Origin of the sequence: Myxococcus sp. CA056, from assembly GCF_013336715.1 — a bacterium.
Classification (GTDB): Bacteria; Myxococcota; Myxococcia; order Myxococcales; family Myxococcaceae; genus Myxococcus; species Myxococcus llanfairpwllgwyngyllgogerychwyrndrobwllllantysiliogogogochensis.
This window is the reverse complement of sequence record NZ_JABUMT010000016.1, coordinates 86,919-107,846: the sequence shown is the minus strand read 5'-3', so window position 1 is coordinate 107,846 and position 20,928 is coordinate 86,919. Positions and strand designations below refer to the sequence as shown.

Below are 20,928 nucleotides of genomic sequence, written 5' to 3'. Positions count from 1 at the left end.
CCACGTCCGCGCTCTCCGCCACTTCCTCCACCTGCGCGTCCGTCCCCACCACCACCGCCACTCCCGCTTCCCTCTTCATCCACCTCAACCGCTCCGCCGGCACCCCTGCCTCCAGCGGCACGTACGCCCCTCCCGCCTTCACCACTCCCAGCACCGAAACCACCCACTCCACCCCGCGCTCCACGCACAGCCCCACCCTCACCTCGGGGCCTACTCCCACCACCCTCAGGTGGTGCGCCAGTTGGTTGGCTCGCTCGTTCAGCTGCGCGTACGTCAGCGACTCCTCGCCGCACTCCACCGCCACCGCGCCCGGCGTCTTCTCCACCTGGGCTTCGAAGTGGGCTGCCAGCGTCTCGTCCCCGCGCGCGCCTCTCTTCTCTCGCCCGCTCCACTCGCGCACCAGTCGCCGCTGCTCCTCCGCCCCCACCAGCGGCACTTGCCACACCTTCTTCTCCAACCCCTCCACCGCCCCCTCCAACACCGCCCTCACGTGCTCCACCAACCTCGCCGCCGTCCCCTCCTCGTACAGGTCGCTGTTGTAGTTCAGCGACACCCCCATCCCCTCCGAGTCCTCCCCCACCAGCAACGAGAAGTCGAACTTCGACGTCTTCGTGTCCGTCTCCAGCCCCTTCAGCACCAACCCCTCCCCCAGCTTCACCTCCACCCCAGGCGTGTTCTGCAACGTCAACGACACCTGGAAGAGCGGACTGCGGCTCATGTCCCTCCGCGGCACCAACTCCTCCACCAACTTCTCGAACGGCACGTCCTGGTGCGCGTACGCACCCAACGTCACCTCCCTCGCCCTCCCCACCAATTCCCGGAAGCTCTCCTCCTCGCGGACTCGCCCCCTCAGCACCAACGTGTTCGCGAAGTACCCAATCAGCCCTTCCGTCTCCGCGTGCGTACGTCCCGCTATCGGAAACCCCACCACCACTTCTTCCTGCCCCGCGTACCTCGCCAGCACCACCTGGTACGCCGCCAGCAACACCATGAAGGGCGTCGCTCCCTCCCTCCGGCTCGCCTCCTCCACCTTCCTCCACAGCTCCTTCGGCCACCGCCTCTCCAACATGGCCCCTCGGAAGCTCTGCACCGCCGGCCTCGGCTTGTCCGTCACCAACTCCAACGCCTTCGGCGCTCCCTCCAATTGCCTCCGCCAGTACTCCACCTGCTGCTCCAGCACCTCTCCCTGCAACCACCCTCGCTGCCACTCCGCGTAGTCCGCGTACTGCACCGGCAACTCGCCCAGCGGTGACGGCTTGCCTGCCGCGTACGCCTCGTAGAGCGCCGCCACCTCCCTCACCAACACCTCCGTCGACCACCCGTCCGACACGATGTGGTGCAGCACCACCACCAACACATGTGCTTCCGCTGACAGCCTCACCAGCGTCACTCGCAACAGCGGCCCCACCGACAAGTCGAACGGAAGCAACACGGCTTGCTCCACGTGACGACGTGCTTCGGCCTCACGGCGCTCCTCGGGAAGCCCTTCCAGATCGACGTCGTGCAACACCACCGGTGACTCCGGCGCGACGATCTGCACGGCGACGCCGTTCACACTTCGAAATGTGGTGCGCAGCGCTTCGTGACGCCGAACGAGTTCCTGGAACGTCCGAGCCAACGCATCCCGGTTCAACGGCCCCGTCATCCGCACCGCGCCAGGCACGTTGTACGAAGCGCTCAACGGCTCGAGCTGGTCCAGGAACCACAGGCGCTGCTGCGCGAAGGACAGCCTTGGAGGCTGACTCCTGTCTTCCCTCGGCACCAGCGACGGCGCCACCTGCGCAGCCCCCGCTCGAATCAGTCGATCCACCCGACTCGCGAGCTCCGCCACGGTCGGGGCCTCGAACAGCTCACGCAGCGGCAGCTCGACTCCGAACGCACTCCGCACCCGGGAGATGGCCCTCGTTGCCAGCAGCGAGTGGCCTCCCAGCTCGAAAAAGTGGCCATACAGCCCCACCCTGTCGAGCCCGAGCACCTCCGCGAAGAGCCCCGCCAGCAAGTCCTCCGTCGCGGTGCGCGGCGCCACATAGGCACTCACGCCCTCGCGCCCCGCATCCACCACGGGCAGCGCCTTGCGGTTCACCTTGCCACTCGGCGTCAGCGGCAGCGCGTCCAGCGTCACGAACGTGGACGGCACCATGTACTCGGGCAGATGTGCCCCGACATGCGCGCGCAGGGCCTCCCGCTTCGCCCCCTCCGGCTCCGAGAGGACGACGTACCCCACCAACCTCCGGTCCCCGGGAACATCCTCACGCACCACCACGGCCGCATCGCGAACACCCGGCGCGGCACGGAGCGCTGCCTCCACCTCGCCCAATTCGATGCGGAAGCCTCGCAGCTTCACCTGACCATCCAGGCGACCCACGAACTCCACCGTCCCCTCCGCTGTCCATCGGGCCAGGTCTCCCGTGCGGTACAACCGGGCGCCAGCCTCCTCGCTGAACGGATGCGGAACGAACTTCTCCGCCGTCAGCTCCGGCCGACCCATGTACCCGTGCGCCAGATGCGCGCCACCGATGAACAGCTCACCCGAAATCCCCACGGGACAGGGCTGTCCCCATGCATCCAACACATAGAGCTGACAGTGCGGCAGCGGCGCGCCGATGGACGGAAGACGCGGCCACGATGAAGGCGCCCCCCGCAACCGGTGCGCGGAGACGACATGCGTCTCCGATGGCCCGTATTGATTCTCCAGCACGCACCCTGGAAACCGCTCGAAGAACGCGACCAACGACGGCGTCACCTGGAGCTGCTCACCCGCGGTCACCACTTCGCGCAGCGCTCTGGGCACCGTCGGGCGCTGGACCGCGACTTCCGCCAGGGCTTGAAGCGCCACGAAGGGCAGGAAGAGGCGCTCCACCGCGTGCCTGTCCAGGAACGTCAGAAGCGCTGACAAATCCTGACGCACGTCCTCCGAGGGCAGCACCAACGTGCCACCGGCCCACCAGGTGGAGAACATCTCCTGGAAGGACACATCGAAGCTGAGCGCCGCGAACTGCAGCGTCGTCGCCGTGGGAATCACGGACCGCTCGAGCTGCCACGTCAGCAGATGTGACAGCGCACGATGCGACAGCGCCACGCCCTTGGGCCGCCCCGTGCTGCCCGACGTGTAGATGACGTAACACGCCAACTCCGGAGGAACCTCTCGAGCAGGAGCCCGGGTCGGCTGACGCGCCAGCGCCTCGGACTCCAGGTCCATGAACACGCGACGCGCGCGCGAGTCCACCGGCAACACCGTGCCCAGCCGGGAGTGACTCAGCACCACGACGGCGCCCGAGTCCTCCAGCATGAACGTCAGTCTCTCCGCCGGATAGCGCGGATCCAACGGCACATAGGTGGCCCCCGCCTTGAGCGTGCCCAGCACGGCGACAGCCAGGTCCAGGCTCTTGTCCAGACACAGGCCCACCTTGCTCCCGACGGAAACTCCCAATTCCGCCAGGTGATGCGCGAGCTGATTCGCCCGAGCCTCCAGCTCCGCATAGGTCAGCGCCCGCGTCCCATCGGTGACGGCGATGGCCTCGGGAACCCGAGCCATCTGGGCTTCCACCGGACGGAACACCGCCACGGGCACATGTGCATCACGCGCCAGGGGATTCCACTCGGTGAGGACCTGTCGTCGCTCCTCCACGTCGAGCAACGCCAACTCCGACAACGGCCGCTCCACCTTCTCACGCAGCTCGCGCAACACGTGACGCAGGTGCGCCAGCATCCGCCGCACCCCCGTCGCGCCGAAGCGCCTGGCGTCATAGGTCAGCCGAAGCACCAGCTCGTGTCCCGGCAGCGCCATCAACGTCAGCGGGTGGTGGTCCACCTCCATCGACGTGGGGTTGCGCACCACCAGCTCATCCGACGGCGTGGAGAGCCCCGCCTCCATCGGATAGTTCTCGTAGATGACGAGGCTCTCGAACAGCGGCTCGCTCGAAGGCACCTCGCTCCAGCGGCGCACCTCCACCAGCGGAGAGGACTCGTACTGACGCGCCTCCTGCAACCACGACTGCAGTTCCTTCAGCCACGGCCCCACGGGCCGTGAGGCGGGCATCCGCACGCGCACGGGGATGGCATTGATGAACATGCCCACCATGCTCTCGATGCCAGCAAGCTCGGGCGGCCGTCCGGAGACCGTCAGACCGAAGACCACGTCATCGCCGCCGCTGTAGCGCCCCAGCAGCACCGCCCAGGCGCCCTGCAGCAACGTGCCCGGTGTGAGCCCCTGCTGCCGGGCGAAGGCGACGAACGCCGACGTCTCCTCCGCTCCCAGCCGCACCTCCTCGTCCCCCCGCTCCCCCTGTCCCCGAGGCACACCTCCCACATTCAATCGCGTGGGCTCCGCGAAACCCACGAGCGCCTTGCGCCAGAAGTCCCTCGCGGCACCCTGGTCCTGCCCCTCCAGCCACGCGATGAAGTCCCGGTAGGGCCGGACATCTCCCCGCGGCGGCGTCACCCCACGCCGAAGCGCCTCGTACCGGGTGAACACATCCCGCGTCACCAACTGCGTGGACCAGCCATCCAGCAACAGGTGCGTGACGCTGAACACCACGCGCCAGACGCGCTCGTCCGTGCGAAACAACGCCAGCCGGAACAGCGGCGCGACGGAGAGTTCAAACCCGCGCCGACGGTCCGCCACGAAGAAGGCCGACACCCGGGCCTCCAGTTCCTCCCGAGGCACCGTGCGCCAGTCCTCCACGGAGACGGTGGGCTCCACGTCGCGCATCACCGCCTGCAGCGGCGCGTCCAATCCCTCCCAGAAGAACGCCGTGCGCAGGATGGTGAAGCGCTGTGCCGCCTGCCGCCACGCCTCCGTCAGCGCCGTCACATCGAGGACGCCATCCAGCTCGAAGGCGATCTGGTTGAAGTAGGGCTGGGTCTCGTCCTCCTGGAGGTGGTGGAACAGGATGCCCTGCTGCAACGGCGACAAGGGATACAGGTCCTCCACGTCGCGAAGCCGCTGTCCCTGGGAGGCCAGCCGGTCCGCGAGCCCCTCCAGCGCACCCTGCCCCAGCTTCGCCAGGGGGAAGTCCAGAGGTGACAGTCCACGCGGGTCCTCGGACGTCCCATGCGCGATGAGTTCACGCAGGGCCGCTCGCAGCGCGTGAGCCAGCCTCTCCACGGTTTCGGTCCGATGAATCCCCGAGCCATGGGTGAACATCAGCCGCATCCGGCCGCCGCTGACGGCGCAGTCCACGTCGAGCAGGTGCGCGCGCAGCCCTTCTGGTGCGTGCGTGGGCCCCGCCGAGCCCTCCGACAAGCGCAGCGGCGCCGTGGCGGGCAGCACGTTGTCGAACTGCCCCAGATAGTTGAACCCCACCTCCGGCACGGGCAAGGCGCTCAGTCGCTCGCGCAGCGCCCGGTCCGGCGACAGGTAGCGCAGCACACCGAACCCCACGCCCTTCGACGGAGTGCGCCGCACGGCCTCCTTCGCCGCTCGCACCCACGCCCCGGGCCCATCCCCCATCGACTCCACCAGCACCGGGTACAGGCTGGTGAACCAGCCCACCGTGCGCGAGAGGTCCACCTCTCCGAAGAGGTTCTCGCGCCCGTGCCCCTCCATCTCCACCCGCACGCACGATGCCCCCGTCCAGCGACGCAGCACGTGCGCGAGCGCGGCCAGCAACAGCTCATCCGGCTTCGCGCGGAACGCCTTCGCCACGTCCTGGAGCAACACCTGAGTCTCCCCGGGCTCCAGCGTCACCTCCACCAGACGCGAAGCACCCTCCGTGTTGGCGACGCCTCCCTCCACCTCACGGGGAAGCGAGCCCACGCGCGCCCAGGGGAGCCCGAGCCAGAAGGTCGCCTCCTCCCGCGCGGACGGCGTGCGCGCATGCTCCACCAGGCGCGAGGCCCAGGACTGATAGGACAGCGTCTTGGCGGGAAGTCGCACGGGCTCGTCCGCGCGAAGCCGCTGGTAGGCAGACAGCAGATCCTCCAGCAGCACCCGCCACGAGACGGCATCCACTGCCAGGTGGTGGATGACGAGCAACAACTCCTGAGGCACCTCCGGCCCCAGGTCGAAGAGCACCGCTCGCGCGACGTCTCCCGTGGAGGGCTTCAAGCGCTCCTGGACCCGCGCCGAGTACGCCTCCACCTCTGCACTCCGAGCCCCCGGCGCGCACCGCGAGAGGTCCACCGTCTCCAGCGGCAGGGTTCCTTCCAACCCCATCAGCTCTTGATGCCAGCCGCCCTGCCCGTCCCTCGTGAAGCGCAGGCGCAGGGCGTCGTGGTGCTCGCGCACGAGTTGGAGGGCTCGGTCCAGATGCGCGGCCACCATCCGCTCGCGCAGCGTGAAGCGCAGGGCTTGATTGAAGTGGTGCGCCCCCGACAGCTCGCGCGCGAGGAACCAGCGCTGGATGGGCGTCAACTCCACCGGACCCGTCACGGGCCCCTGGGCGATGACCTCCCTGGGTGCCTCGGACACCACCGCGGCCAGCCGCGCCACCGTCGGATGGTCGAAGAGCTGCTTCGCGCTCAGGTGCAACCCCGCCTGCGCGGCGCGAGAGATGACCTGGATGCCGAGGATGGAGTCGCCCCCCAGCTCGAAGAAGTCCTCGTGCACGCTGACCTGGGGACGCCCCAGCACCTGGGCCCAGATGCTCGCGAGGGCTTCCTCCTTCGCGTCACGTGGTGCGATCTCGGCGGTCCGCTCCACCACCGTGAGCTCCGGTGCCGGCAGGGCTCGCCGCTCCACCTTCCCGTTGTCCGACAGCGGGAACGCCTCCAGCACGACGAAGGCCGCGGGCACCATGTATTCGGGCAACCGCTCCGCCAGGAACTCGCGCAGCGCGGAGGACTCCGGTCGCTGTGCGCCGGAGGGCACCACATACGCCACGAGCCTCGCGCCGGAGGGCACGTCCTCGCGCACCACCGCCACCGCGTCGCCCACCGAGGGGTGTGTCCGCAGCACGGACTCGACCTCGCCCAGCTCGATGCGATAGCCGCGCACCTTCACCTGGAAGTCCGCGCGGCCCAGGTACTCCAGGCGTCCATCCGCGCGCCAGCGCACGCGGTCTCCCGTGCGATACAGCCGCGCCCCCGGCTCCGTGCCGAAGGCATCCGGAATGAAGCGCTCCGCCGTCAACTCCGGCCGCCGCCAGTAGCCTCTCGCCACGCCGGCGCCACCGATGAACAGCTCTCCCACCACGCCCACCGGCACCGGGCCCAGGCTCGCATCCAGGACATAAAGGCGCGTGTTCGCGATGGGCCGACCGATGGCCACCGGACCACTCACCGGGTCCGCCGCGCTCACCGTGTACACGCAGCAGCCCACCACCGTCTCCGTGGGGCCGTACTCGTTGATGAGGCGCGTGTCGGGCGCGTGCTCGCGCCAGAAGCCGATGCCCTCGGCCGTCAGCGCCTCACCGCCAATGACGAAGGCCCGCGTGCGTCCCGCGGCTTCCTCGGGACGAAGCTGCGCGGCCAGCATGCGCAGGTGGGTGGGCGTCAGCTTCACCAGACTGAAGTGGTTGCCCGCGCGCAGGGCTTCACCCAGTCCCTCGATGCCCACGTCTTCCGGGACCAGCACCACCGGCCGCCCCGCGACCAGGGGCGCCACCAGGCTCGTCACCGTCAAATCAAACGACAGCGGCGAGTGCACCGGCGAGCCGCTGCCCTCCGCGAGCCCATAGGCCCGCTGCGCCCAGGTCAGGTAGTTCACCACGCCCCGGTGCTCGACCATCACCCCCTTGGGTCGCCCCGTGCTTCCAGACGTGTAGATGAGGTACGCGAGGTCTCCGGCTCCGGCCAGTGGCTCTGGCGGCGTCACGGGCTCGCGACCCGCGGTGCGCGCCCAGTCCGTGTCCAGGCAGAGGAGGAACTGCGAGGTCGCCGGCAGCGCGTCCGCGAGCACCTCCTCGGTGAGCACCACCGGCACACCGGTGTCTTCCAGGAGGAAGGACACCCGTGTCGACGGCCAGGCCGGGTCGATGGGCACATACGCGCCCCCGGCCTTCAAGACGGCCCACAGCGCCACGACCATGTCTGGAGAGCGACGGAAGCACAGGCCCACCAGCGTTCCTCGCCGGACGCCCAGGCCGCGCAGGTGGTGCGCGAGCTGATTCGCCCGCGCGTCCAGCTCGCGGTAGCTCCAGCGCACATCTCCCATCGACACGGCCAGCGCGTCCGGGGTGCGCCCCACCGCCTCCTCGAAGAGGCCATGCACGGTGGCCTGCTCCGGGAAGTCCGCGCGTGTGTCGTTCCAGGTCACCAGGAGCTGGTGCCGCTCCGCGCCGGACAACAGGGACAGCTCCCCCAGTCGCCCCTCCGGCCGCGCCGCGATGGCCTCCAGCACGAGGACCATCCGCTCCAGTCGCGCATCCGCGAACGCCTGCGTGAAGCGGGTCTGGTCGTAGCGAAGGAGCAGCGGAAGTTTCGCGCCCGAGGTGGAGATCAACGTGAGGCCGAAGTGGTCCGCCTCCCGGGCCCGTACGTCGCGCACCTCCAGCGCCCGCGCGGAGGACGTGAGCGCGGCATCCAGCGGGTAGTTCTCGAAGACGACCAGCGTGTCGAAGAGCGAGGTGCCCGCGGGGACGTTGCTCCAGCGCTGCACCTTCACCAGGGGCGCATGCTCGTGCTGGCGCGCCTCCACCTGCGTGTCCTGGATGCGACGCAGCCACGTCGACCAGGTCAGGTCCTGGGACCAGCGCACTCGCACGGGCTGGGTGTTGATGAACAACCCGACCATGTCCTCCACGCCCGCGAGGTCCGGAGGACGACCGGAGACCGTGGTGCCGAAGATAACGTCCTCGGCGCCCGAGAGCTGTCCCAGCACCAGCGCCCACGCGCCCTGCACCAGGGTGCTCAGCGTGAGCCCGTGTCGACGCGCGAAGGTGTTGAGCGCCGCGGTGGTGGACTCCGACAGATGGCGGGTGCGCGTGATTCGCCCCGTGCCCTCCCCCGCCCCCTCGCCCGTCGGCGTGGGTTCATCGACCCCGGCCAGTTCGCGGCGCCAGAAGTCCTCCGAGTCCTTCAGGTCGTGCTCGGCCAGCCACCCCAGGTAGTCGCTGAACGGACGAGGCGAGACGAGCCTCGGAGACCGCCCCGCGAGCGAGCCTTCGTACAGCGTGAAGAAGTCCCGCACCACCAGCGGCACGGACCAGCCATCCAGCACCAGGTGAGAGTGACTGAAGACGAAGCGGTACGCATCGGCGGCGCTTCGCAGCAGCGTCAGTCGAATCAACGGCGCGCGCGACAGGTCGAACCCCTCACGCCGGTCCTGCTCCAGGAAGGTCGACAGTCGGGCCTCGAAGGCGTCCGCCGACAGGTCGCGCCAGTCCTCGACGCGCACGGGCAACTCCACCTCTCGCAGCACCACCTGCACCGGCTCGTCCACGTCGTCCCAGACGAGCGCCGTGCGCAGCGCGGGATGCGCCGCCACCGCGCCCCGCCAGGCCTGGATGAAGGCGTCCACGTCCAGCTGTCCCCGCAATTCACAGACGAGCTGGTTGAAGTAGAGCCCCTCTCCTGGCTCCGCGATGGCGTGGAAGAGCATGCCGCCCTGCAGAGGCGACAGCGGGTACAGGTCCTCGATGTTGTCGCTCATCGCGTCTTCTTTCCGAACCGCGCCGCCAGTTTGTCGAGCTGCGACTGCTTCACCTTCGCGAGCGGGAAGTCCGACGGAGAATGTCCCCCCGCGTCGGGCGCTCGCGAGGCGGCCACCAGCGCCAACAGTCTCGCCACGAAGTCCTCCGCCACACCCACCACCGTCTCTCGCCGGTGCACCGCCTCGCTGAAGGTCCACGTCACCTCCAGCCGGCCCTCGCGCACCACGCTCGTCACATCCAGCAGGTACGGCCGCCGCGAGCTGTCCGCGCGCTGCCTCAGCCCGTCGCTCTCCGGGGCCAGTCCGAAGGGGCCTCCCGTACCGACGATGCCATCCACCTGTCCCAGATGGTTGAAGCCAAGCTCCGCGACAGGGAGCGCCGCCAACGAAGCGTCCTTCGCCACGTAGCGCAGCAGCCCCCAGCCCATGCCTTGCGACGGGACCGCGCGCAGCGACTCCTTCACGACGCGCAAGGCCTCGCCGGGCCCCTGCACGTCGCGGAGGTCCAGGAGCGCCGGGAAGACACGCGTGAACCACCCCACCGTGCGGGAGACATCCGCGCCCGGCAGCACCTCTTCACGGCCGTGCCCTTCCACGTCCACCAGCGCGACGCTCCGTCCCGTCCAGGCCGTCAGGGCCTGCGCCAACGCGGTGAGCAAGGGGTCCTGCGGCTGCGTGTGCCAGGCCTTCGGCACGTCGTGCAGCAGCGCCTTCGTCTGCTCCGCATCCAGCGACACCTGTACCCGGCGAGCCGTGGCCTCGGTGTTGATGCCCGCAGGGAAATCCCTCGGCAGCCGCGCGGCTTCGGACCAGGGCCGCTCCAGCCACCACGCGCGCTCCGCGAGCAGCTTCTCCGAACGTGCCAGTGCCTCCAGGCCCCGAGCCCACACCTGGAAGGAGGTCGTCTTCGGTGGCAGTCGCACCGCGCCGCCCTCGGCGAGCTCCGCGTAGGCCGTCGCCAGGTCTTCCAGGAGGATTCGCCAGGACACCGCGTCCACCGCCAGGTGGTGGACCGCCAGCATCAGCAGCGCCGGACGTCCGGGACCTCGCTCCAGCAACACACCCCGGACGAGCGACGCCTCCAGGCGCAGGGACTGTTGAAGCTCCAGGGCGCACCGCTCCAGCGCGGGCCCCATCGCCTCCGGCGGCACGGTCGACAGGTCCACGCGCGCCACCTCCACCGACACGCCCGGCGCCACGGACGTCTGATGCCAGCCGTCCTCCTTCCTGGCGAAACGCAACCGCAGGGCGTCATGGTGCTCGACGACCCGCGCCAGCGCGCGCTCCAGCAGCGGCGCGTCGAGCGCGGCCCGCGCCTCGAACATCAGCGACATGTTCCAGTGGTGCGGCTCCTCCAGCCCCAGCTCGAAGAACCAGTGCTGGATGGGCGTGAGCGCCACCGGGCCCACCACGGGTCCCTGCTCGGCCTGCACCGCGAGCCGTGTCCCCGCCACCGTCGCGAGCCTCGCCACGGTGGGGTTCTGGAAGAGCTGCTTCGGAGACAGCTCCAGACCCGCCGCCCGCGCACGGGTGACAATCTGCAAGCCGAGGATGGAGTCGCCGCCCAGCTCGAAGAAGTCGTCGTGGATGCCCACGCGCTCCACGTTGAGGACCTGCCGCCACAGCTCCGCGAGGCGCGCCTCCACCTCCGTACGAGGCACCGCGTCCTCCGCGCTCGAGGACTTCGACGGCTGGGCCTCCGGTGCCGGCAACGCGCGCGCATCCACCTTGCCGTGACGCGTGCGCGGCAGCGCGGCCAGCGTGACGAAGGCGGACGGCACCATGTAGGGCGGCAGGCGGGAGAGCAGCCACGACTTCAGCGCGCCCGAGGTCAGCGCCTCGACCTCGCCCGGACTCCGCGCCACGACATAGGCGACGAGCCGACGGGGCCCACTCCCCTCCGCCCTCGCCACCACCGTCGCCTCCCGCACCTCGGGATTCGCGAGCAGCGCGGCCTCCACTTCACCCGGTTCGATGCGGAAGCCTCGCACCTTCACCTGCGCATCCGCGCGGCCCAGGAACTCCAAGCTCCCATCGCGGCGCCAGCGGGCCAGGTCTCCCGTCCGGTACATGCGCGCTCCCGGTCGCGTGTCGAAGGGGTCCAACACGAAGCGCTCGGCTGTGAGCCCGGGCTGGCCCAGGTACCCTCGCGCCACGCCGGAGCCACCCACGTGGAGCTCGCCCGGTGCGCCAGGCAGCGCCAGCCCACCTCGGGCATCCAGCAGGTACACCTGGGCGCCCGGCACGGCCCGACCAATGGGCACATGTCCCTGCTCATCCCGTCGGACACGATGCACCGTGCTCCAGATGGTTGCCTCCGTCGGACCGTACTCGTTGAACAACGGCACCGAGGGCAGGGCCTCGTGATGCGCGCGCGCCAGTTCGAGCGTGCAGGCCTCTCCGCCCACGCTCACCGCGCGCAGGCCCACCAATCCTCCCGCTGGCGCCGCCGCGAGCACCTCCGCGTAGAGAGCCGGCACGGAGATAAGGTGCGTCACGCGAGCCCTGGCCACCAGCTCCGCCAGCTTCCTCGGGTCCTCGCGGTCCTCCACGTCCGGGTAGCGCAGCGTGCCACCCTCGAAGAGCGACCAGAGCAACCCCGCCAGCGAGGCATCGAAGGTGAACGGCGCCAGGGACAACACGACTCCGGGGGCGCCATAAACCTGCTGTCGTGCCCGCGTCGCCGAGACGAGCTGGCGGTGATCCAGCACCACCCCCCTCGGCTTGCCGGTGGAGCCCGAGGTGTAGACGATGCAGGCGGCCTGGTGCGGCTGGGGCTCCGAGGGCAGCGCGCTTGCACCCATCGGGAGGGCCTCAAGGGTCACCACCGCCATGCCCTCTCGCGAAGGCACACGCGCCAGCCAGGCGCCGGACGTCACCACCGCGTGCGCCTGGGTGTCCTCGATGATTCCGGACAGCCGCTCGGAGGGATGCTCCAGGTCGAGCACCACCACGGCCGCGCCCGCGCGCAGGATGCCGAGGAGGCCCGCCACCACGTCGGACGGTTGCGCGAGCGCGAGCGCGACGATGTTCCCCGCGCCCGCGCCCACCGCCTTCAGCGCACCAGCGAGGCGCGCGGACAGCGCATCGAGTTCGCGGTAGGTGAGTCGGCGGGTGCCGTCGTCCACCGCCACGACGTCGGGGTCGGAGGAGGCGCGCGCGGCGAAGCACGCGGTCACCGTCTCGCCCGCCGTCGACTCGCGCGAGGGCGCAGTGGCCCACTCGACCAGGAGCTGGTGACGCTCATCCTCCGACAGCACGGAGAGCTGGGACAGGCGTCGCTCGGGATGCGCGGCCAGTTGCTCCAGCAGTCGCAGCAGGTGCCCCGAGAGTCGGTGGATGGTGTCCGCGTCGAAGAGGTCCGTGTTGTAGTCGATGCCTCCGGACAGCCCCTCCTTCGACTCCACCAACTCCAACATGAGGTCCAGCTTCGTGGCCCCCGTGTGGACGGCCTGGCTGCTCAGGCGCAGACCGGCCATGGTCAGCTCGATGGGCGGCGTGTTGTGCAGCACGAGCATCGTCTGGAAGATGGGCGTGTGACTCAGGTCTCGAGCCACATGGAGCGCGTCCACCAGCTTCTCGAACGGCACTTCCTGGTGGGCGAAGGCCCCCAGCGAGGCTCGGCGCACGCGGCCCAGCAACTCCGTGAAGGTGGGGTCGCCGGACAGGTCCGCGCGCAGCACGATGGAGTTGATGAAGCAGCCGATGAGCGGCTCGATTTCGGGTCGGTTGCGTCCAGCGACGGGAGTGCCCACCGCGAAGTCATGCTGCCCGGTGTACGCGTGGAGGAGCGTCTGCCACGCGGTCATCAACACCATGAACGGCGTGGCGCCTTCTCGCCGACCCAGTGACACCAGCGCGTCCGTGAGAGACCGGGAGAGGGAGAGGGGCAGTCTTGCGCCCGGATAGGTCTGCACCGGAGGCCGGGGACGGTCCGTGGGCAGCCGGAGCACGGGGACGTCCGCCAGCACTTCGCTCCACCAGGCCTGCTCGGCCGCCAGCTCCGGGCCTCGCATCCATTCGAGCTGCCAGGCCGCGTAGTCCGCGTACTGCACCGTGATGGGTGGGAGTGGAGACGGCTGGCCCGCGAGGAAGGCGGCATAGAGGCTCGCCAGCTCAGGGAACATCACGCCCAGGGACCAGCCATCCGAGACGATGTGGTGCATGACGATCAGCAGCACATCCTCGTTCTCGCGGACGCGCAGGAGTGAAGCCCGCAGCAGCGGCCCCGTCTCCAGGTCGAAGGGCTTGCGCGCCTCGTCCCGCGCCCAGCCGTCCACTCCCCGGGCGTCCCCTGCATCCATCGTGAAGACCCGCAGGGGCACTTCGAGCGCCGCGGAGATGTGCTGCACTCCGCCCGCGTCGGACATCGAGAACGTCGTCCGGAGGACCTCGTGGCGACGCACCACCTCGTTGATCGCGCGCTCGAGCGCGGCCACGTCGAGCGTGCCGGTCAGCGCGAGCATCACCGCGTTGTTGTTGGCCACATTCCCCGGCTCCAGCCGGTCCATGTACCAGAGCCGTTGCTGCGAGAACGAGAGCGGCAGCGGGCGCTCGCGGGAGACGTGCGGAATGGGCGGAGGGCCCTCGCGCCGAGCGGCGCCGTTCGACTGCCCCACGACGCGGGGCGGGGTCGGACGACGTGACGACACGGGCAGCGGAGGCAGCAACTCCAACGAGCCATCCAGGTGGCGGCGCGCCCTGCGCCCCATCGCGAGGCGAGGCCCCGCGCCGCCGTCCGGAAGCAGCCGGAGCGCGGCGGACGCCGGAGCATTCCAGAGGCCGCGTGGCGCCTGATCGCCCAGCACCGCCAGCTCGCCCACCACACCCGTGGGCACGGAGCGGCCTCGCGCATCCACCACGTCCCAGGACAGGGGCTCCTTCGACGAAGGTGAAGCAGACCCGGACCGCGTCCACGCCCCCAGGCCGAGCAGCGGGTCCCGGCGCGACACCTCGACCGGCAGCGCACGCGACAGCGCGTCCGCGACCTCTCCCTTCGCCTCCTCCAGCAAGACGCGCCGCACGGGACGCAGGACCTCGGCGACGGAGGGCAGCTCCGACAGGGCCTTGGCGAGCGTCGCCGTGAGGTGCAGGTGCGTGGCACCCGTCTGGCGCACCAGGGACAACAACGCCTCGGCGGCGCTCGGCCCTTCGTGGAGCGTCACGGTGGGCACCGGCGACACGGACAGCGGCGCATGTCGCCGCCGCAGCACATCCAACTGCTGGAGCGAGTCGAGCGTCGCCTCCACCTCCACGCCGAAGTCCACGAGGCAGGCCACTTCATCCACATCCAGGCGCTTCACGCGCTCCACCACCGGCCCGCACGTGTCAGGGGTTCCGAAGAGGCCCCCATCCTCCACGTAGCGCGTCAGCCCGTGCTCCAGCAGGGCATCCATGTCCCCCGGAGTCAGCGAGCGGAAGTCTCCCTTGAGGCCCAGGCTGGCCACGAAGGCCTGAAGGATGTCCACGGAGCTGCGGAAGTATTCGAGCAGCGGCTTGCGCACGCGGCGGCGGACCTCGGCCTCGTCCTCGCCCAGGAACGCGTGGAGCATGAGGCTCACGTGTCCCCGCCCTGGATGACCGTGTTGCCGCCAGGCCTCGCGATAGAGGGCCACCTTCGACGACAGGTCCTCCAGGTTCTGCCCCATCAGGTTCGTGAGGACGTACGCCCCCATTTCACCCGCCATGCGGAACGTGTCCGGGCTCCCCGCCGCCGTGAGCCAGAACGGAAGCTCCTTCTGGACGGGACGCGGACGGAGGAACACCTCCACCTCGTCACCCGCGCCGTTGCGCCGAAGCACCGAGCCGCCACGCCACAGCGTGCGCACCTCCTCGATGCCCTTGAACATGACCTCCTTGCGCCGCGCGTACCGGTCCGGCGCGAAGACGAAGTCATTCGCATGCCAGCCCGATGCGAACGACACACCCACGCGGCCGTTGGACAGGTTGTCCAGCACCGACCACTCCTCCGCGACGAGGATGGGGTCATGCAGCGGGAGCACGACGCTGCCCGCGCGAATCCCCAGTCGCTCCGTCACCGTGGCCACGCCCGCGCCGACGACAGCGGGGCGGGGGTAGAGCCCTCCGAAGGAATGAAAGTGCCGCTCGGGGGTCCACACCGCAGAGAAGCCCTGCGCGTCGGCGTACTTCGCCGCCTCCATCAGCAAGCGGTACTTGCGTCCCCCCAGCGAGTCCTCGTCGTTGGCGAAGAACGACAGGCTGAAGTCGGGCCCAGGCCGTGTGCCCGCTCCGCTCGAAGTGGCCAGCACGAGGCGGGCACGCTCCGACGGCAGCACCACGCGCAGGCCTCGCGTCAGCGCCCACAGCAACTCCAGTCCCGTCCCCGGCGCCCCCGCCTCTTCCGCCGACAGCCAGGTCCCCTCCTTCACCTCGGCATTCGAGTCGAGGCGCCGGAACAGCGCATCCACCGTGCGCACCGTGTGCATGGCACGCAGTCGCGCTCCCGTCGGTCCAACCAGCGACTCCAGGCAGACCAGGGTCTCCGCCGAGGACTCCATCGAGCCTCGTGAGGCGGAGTCCTCCAACGCAAGGCCTCCCTCCACCGCCAGCGTCGAGAGCGCGCGGACGGAGATGACCCGAGCCGGGTCCAACGGCACGCTCGTGTGCAACCGCTCGTGCGTCAGCAACAACGGCGGTGGGCCACCAGCAGGCGCGAGGGCCGCGAGTTCCCTGAGCTGGGGGGTGGAGAGGAGCACGTAGCCGCCGCCCGCCTCCAGGACCGCCCAGAGCGCCACCACGCGCTCCACGGACGGCTCAAGACAGAGCGCGACCAGCACCTCGGGGCCCACGCCCTTCGCACGCAGCTCGGACGCCAGTCGGCGCGACTCCGCGCGCAGTGCGCGCCACGTGAAGTCACCGTGGCCCTCCGTCGACACAGCCACCGCATCCGGTGCCCTTGAGGCACGAGACTCCAGCAACGCGGAGACCGTGCTCGGCGGCGCCGACGAGTCAGCGAGAGACACGCGCGCGGGCGACTCCTGGCCCTCGGCCTCCAGACACAGTCCCGACAGCGGTTGCCCCGGGTCCGCGAGCGCGGAGGTGAGCAATACCGTCCAGTGCGACAGCAGCCGGTCGATGGTCTCGGGCGCGAACCGCTCCACCGCGTAGTCGAGCGTGCCCGCGAAACCGCCAGCATCCTCACCCATCGACACGGACAACGGCGACAGCACCGCGCCGAACCGCGGCGGCCCCTCCTCGACTTCCACCAACTGCATCCGCAGATCCGGAGCATCCAGGACCGCATCGAACCGGGGATGCAGGACGAAGAGCGCATCGAACACGCGCTCGCGGCCCGGGTTCCGCGTGGGCTCCACCTCCCGGATGAGATGCTCGTAGGGGACGTCCGGCTGCGCGTACGCGTCCAGCGTGACATCGCGCACGCGCCCGAGCAGCTCGCGGAACGTCGGGTCACCCGACAGGTCCGTGCGCAGGGGCACCGCATGCGCGACGTAGCCAATCAACGGCTCGAGCTCCGGACGGTTCCGATTGCCAATGGGCGTGCCCACGATGATGTCCTCGCGGCCGGCCCACCGCGCCAACAGCGCCTGCCAGGACGCGAGCAACACCATGAAGGCCGTGACGCCCTCTCGCCGCGCCAGGGCGTGGATGCCGCTCGTCAACGACGCCGAGAAGCCGACGCCGCGTCGGACTCCGCTGAGCGCGGGCCCCACGCCAGGCGGCAGGTCCACGGGCAGGTCCAGCGGCCCGGGCATGCCCGCCAACCGCTCACGCCACATCGCCGCCTGCGCGGTGGAGGCCCCCGACTCCAGGAACTTCCGCTGCCAGGCCGCATAGTCGATGTACTGAATCGCCAGCTCCGGAAGCGGCGACGACTCCCCCCGCTTGAAGGCGCCGTACAGCGCGCCCAGCTCCGAGCTGAACACCACCAGGGACCACGTGTCGCAAACCACGTGATGGACCGAGATGACGAGCAGGTGCTCCCGCGCCGAGAGCTTCAACAGTCGCGCGCGAACCACCGGCCCGTGGGCGACGTCGAACGGCTGGGACATCTCCGCGAAGACCCGCCGTCGCCACTCCGCTTCGCGCGCCTCCTCCGCCATCTCATCGAGGGAGTCGATGACCAGGGGAACGCGCGCCTCCGAAGAGACTCGCTGCACCATCCGACCGTCCACGAGCGGATACGACGTGCGCAGGGCTTCGTGACGCCGGACCACCTCCTCCAGGCTTCGCCGCAGCACCGACACGTCGAGCACGCCCGTCAGGCGCAGGGCCACGGACATGTTCAGCGCGGGATTGCCTGGGAGCGCCTGCTCCAGCGCGCAGACCCGCTCCTGCACCACCGACAAAGGCAGCACCCCATCCCGAGGAACCCGCACGAGCGGCGGCAGGACACCGTCCTTCGCGGACAGTCCCTCGGTCCCCAGTCGCGTCTGGATTCGCGCGGCCAGGCCCGCCACGGTGGGCGCCTCGAACAAATCACTGAGCGGAAGCTGGACGGGGAAGGCTTCACGCAGCCGCGTGAGCATCTGTGCCGCCATCAGCGAGTTTCCACCCAGCTCCAGGAAGTCGTCGTGGATGCCAAAGTCCGAGCGCCCCAACCGCTCGCGCCAGATGCCGAGCACGCCCCGCTCCACATCTGTTCGCGGTCCCGCCTTGTCCGCGGGGACGTCCATCACCTCGGGTGACTCCGCGCCGCTGGTGTCGAGTGCGGGCGCAACGGTGGCGGCAGTCGTCGTCGCGAGCACCTTGGGCGCATCCAGCGCGAAGCGCCGACGCTGGAACGGATACGTGGGCAGCGACACCCTGTGGCGTTGCTCGTTCGCGTAGACCCGCTTCCAGTCGGGCTCGAGCCCGGACTCCCACAGCGCGCCCAGGGCCGCCATGAGCACGCCGTACTCCCCCACCTTCGAGTCGGCCCGAGGCAGCGAGGCCACCACTCGCCCTCCGTGTCCGCGCAGTCCCAGTCGCGCCAGCGCCGTGAGCGCCTGGTCCGGTCCCACCTCCAGGAAGAGCGTGAAGCCGCCCTCCTTCAGCGTCTCCAGTCCCTCCCCGAAGCGCACCGGGGCCCGCATCTGACGCGCCCAGTACGCGGGGTCCGTCGCCTCCTCCGGACGAATCCACGTGCCCGTGACGCTGGAGACATACGGCACCCGGGGCGCGGAGAGCCGCAGGCCCGCCACCACGCGCGACAGCTCCTCTCGCAGCGGCTCCACGGCCTCCGAATGGAAGGCGTGCCCGGCGGCCAGGCGCAGCACGCCGACGCCTCGAGCCACCAACTCCCGCTCCAGGGCCTCGACCTCCGCCGTCGGTCCCGATACCACACACCGCTCGGGCCCGTTCACCGCCGCCAGGGCGAGGGCTCCCGTCAGCAACGGACGCACCACCTCTTCGGCGCAGCCCACCGCCGTCATACTTCCCGGGGGCAGCTTCGACATCAGCCGACCGCGCGCCGCAACCAGAGTCAGCGCGTCCTCCAACGGCAGGACGCCCGCGAGGCAGGCCGCCGTGTACTCGCCGAAGCTGTGTCCCAGCAGCGCTCCCGGCTGGATGCCCCACGACTCCCAGAGCTTCGCCAGCGCGTACTCCACGCAGAACAGCGCGGGCAGCGCATGGCGCGGGTCTCCCAGCGCCTCGCGTGCCGCGGCCTCCGCGCCCGGGCCCGGAAGCAGCACGTCTCGCAGCACCTGCTCCAGCGAGGGCCCCAGCACTCGCAGACAGGTGTCCACCGTTTCGCGGAAGAGCGGCTCCGCGCCGTACAGCTCGCGCCCCATCCCCAGCGACTGCGCGCCCTGCCCCGGAAACAGGAAGGCCACGCGCCGCTCGCGCGCCGCCGCCACATCCTCCAGCACGCGCCCGTTGCTGGGAGTCCGCAGTCGCGCGAGCAGCTCCGCCCGGTCCCCAGCCACCACCGCGAGCCGATGCTCGAAGCCACCGCGCCCCACGTTGCGCGTGAAGGCCACGTCCGCGAGCGACATGTTCCCAGGGGCCGTCTCCAGCCACTCCGCCAGCTCACGCACCGACGCGGAGAGCGCCTGTGCGGTGCGCGCGGACAGGGTGATGAGCTGCGCGGGCCGAGCGCTCGGGCCCGAGGCTTCCTTCTTCGGCGCCTCCTCCAGCACCGCATGCGCGTTGGTGCCGCCAATGCCGAACGAACTCACGCCCGCGCGCCGGGGCACGTCTCCGCGCGGCCAGGCGCGCTTCTCCGCGACGACGGAGAACGGGCTGCTCGCGAAGTCGATGGCCGGGTTGGGCGACGTGAAGTGGAGCGTGGGAGGCATCACCTCCTCGGAGAGCACCAGGGCCGTCTTGATGAGCCCCACGAGTCCGGCCGCCGTATCGAGGTGGCCGATGTTCGTCTTCACGGAGCCCAGCGCGCAGAAGCCCTTGCGGTCCGTGTCCCGCCGGAAGGCGCGGGTCAGCGCCGCGACCTCGATGGGGTCTCCCAGCGCGGTGCCAGTGCCGTGCGCCTCGACGTAGCCGATGTCGTCCGCCGTCAGTCCCGCATAGGCGAGCGCCTCACCGATGACATCCGCCTGCCCTTCCACGCTGGGCGCCGTGTAACCCACCTTCAGGCCACCATCGTTGTTCAGCGCGGAGCCTCGGATGACCGCATGGATGTGGTCTCCATCCCGCAGCGCATCCGCCAGCGGCTTGAGCACCACCGCCGCGACGCCATTGCCCGGCACCGTGCCGGCCGCGCGCGCGTCGAAGGCACGACAGTGTCCGTCGGGGGAGAGAATCATCCCCTCCTGGAAGAGATACCCCGTGCGCTGCGGCAAGGAGATACGCACCGCGCCCGCCAGCGCGATGTCGGACTGGCGCAGCAGCAGGCTTTGACAGGCCATGTGGACCGCGACCAGGCCCGTGGAACATGCCGTGTAGACGGCGAGGCTCTCGCCACGCAGCTTCAGCTTGAAGGAGGCCTTGGTGGCCAGGTTCTCGCCGGACGTGCCCATCACCTCGTACAGCGAGGCCGGGTCCAGTTGCCCCTGTCCCAACATGCCCAACGTGTGCAGCGACGGGGCCGCGCCCGCGTACAGGGAGATCTTCCCCGAGTAGCGAGTCGGGTCATAGGCCGCATCCTCGAGCGCGGCCCAGGCGCACTCCAGGAACACCCGCTGCTGCGGGTCCATCCACAACGCCTCGCGTGGGGGCACGTCGAAGAAGTCGGCGTCGAAGGTGTCCGCCCCCTCCATCACTCCGGCCACGGGCACGAAGTCCGGGTGTCTCCGCAGCGCTTCGGGCACCAGCGGCGAAGTCTCCAGCGCCTCCGGCGACAGGCGGGAGACCGACTCCACGCCGTCGAGCAGATTGCGCCAGAAGTCCCTCACATTCGCCGCGCCGGGGAACCGCCCGGACATGCCGATGATCGCGATGTCGTTGCCACTTCCGCCCGTCAGGTCCTGGTCCGCCAT

2 protein-coding genes (1 of these 2 cut by a window edge) are annotated in these 20,928 nt (G+C 70.1%); both read right to left on the bottom strand.

Going from position 1 to position 20,928, the window contains the following annotated elements:
- Positions 1 to 9,532, bottom strand: the 5' portion of a protein-coding gene (locus HUA76_RS38150; protein WP_174463659.1) for a non-ribosomal peptide synthase/polyketide synthase. The gene continues 8,624 nt to the left of window position 1, outside the view; the window shows 9,532 of its 18,156 coding nt (coding positions 1–9,532); it begins with the start codon at positions 9,530 to 9,532; its stop codon lies beyond the left edge, outside the window.
- Positions 9,529 to 20,928, bottom strand: a complete 11,400-nt coding sequence (locus HUA76_RS38145) for a non-ribosomal peptide synthetase/type I polyketide synthase (RefSeq protein WP_174463658.1) — start codon at positions 20,926 to 20,928, stop codon at positions 9,529 to 9,531. Before HUA76_RS38145 ends, HUA76_RS38150 begins: the two co-directional genes overlap by 4 nt.

What these genes read in the sequence shown, in the direction of transcription:
- HUA76_RS38145 (WP_174463658.1), bottom strand. Translation starts at nt 20,928, where the DNA reads ATGGCGGACCAGGACCTGACGGGCGGAAGTGGCAACGACATCGCGATC.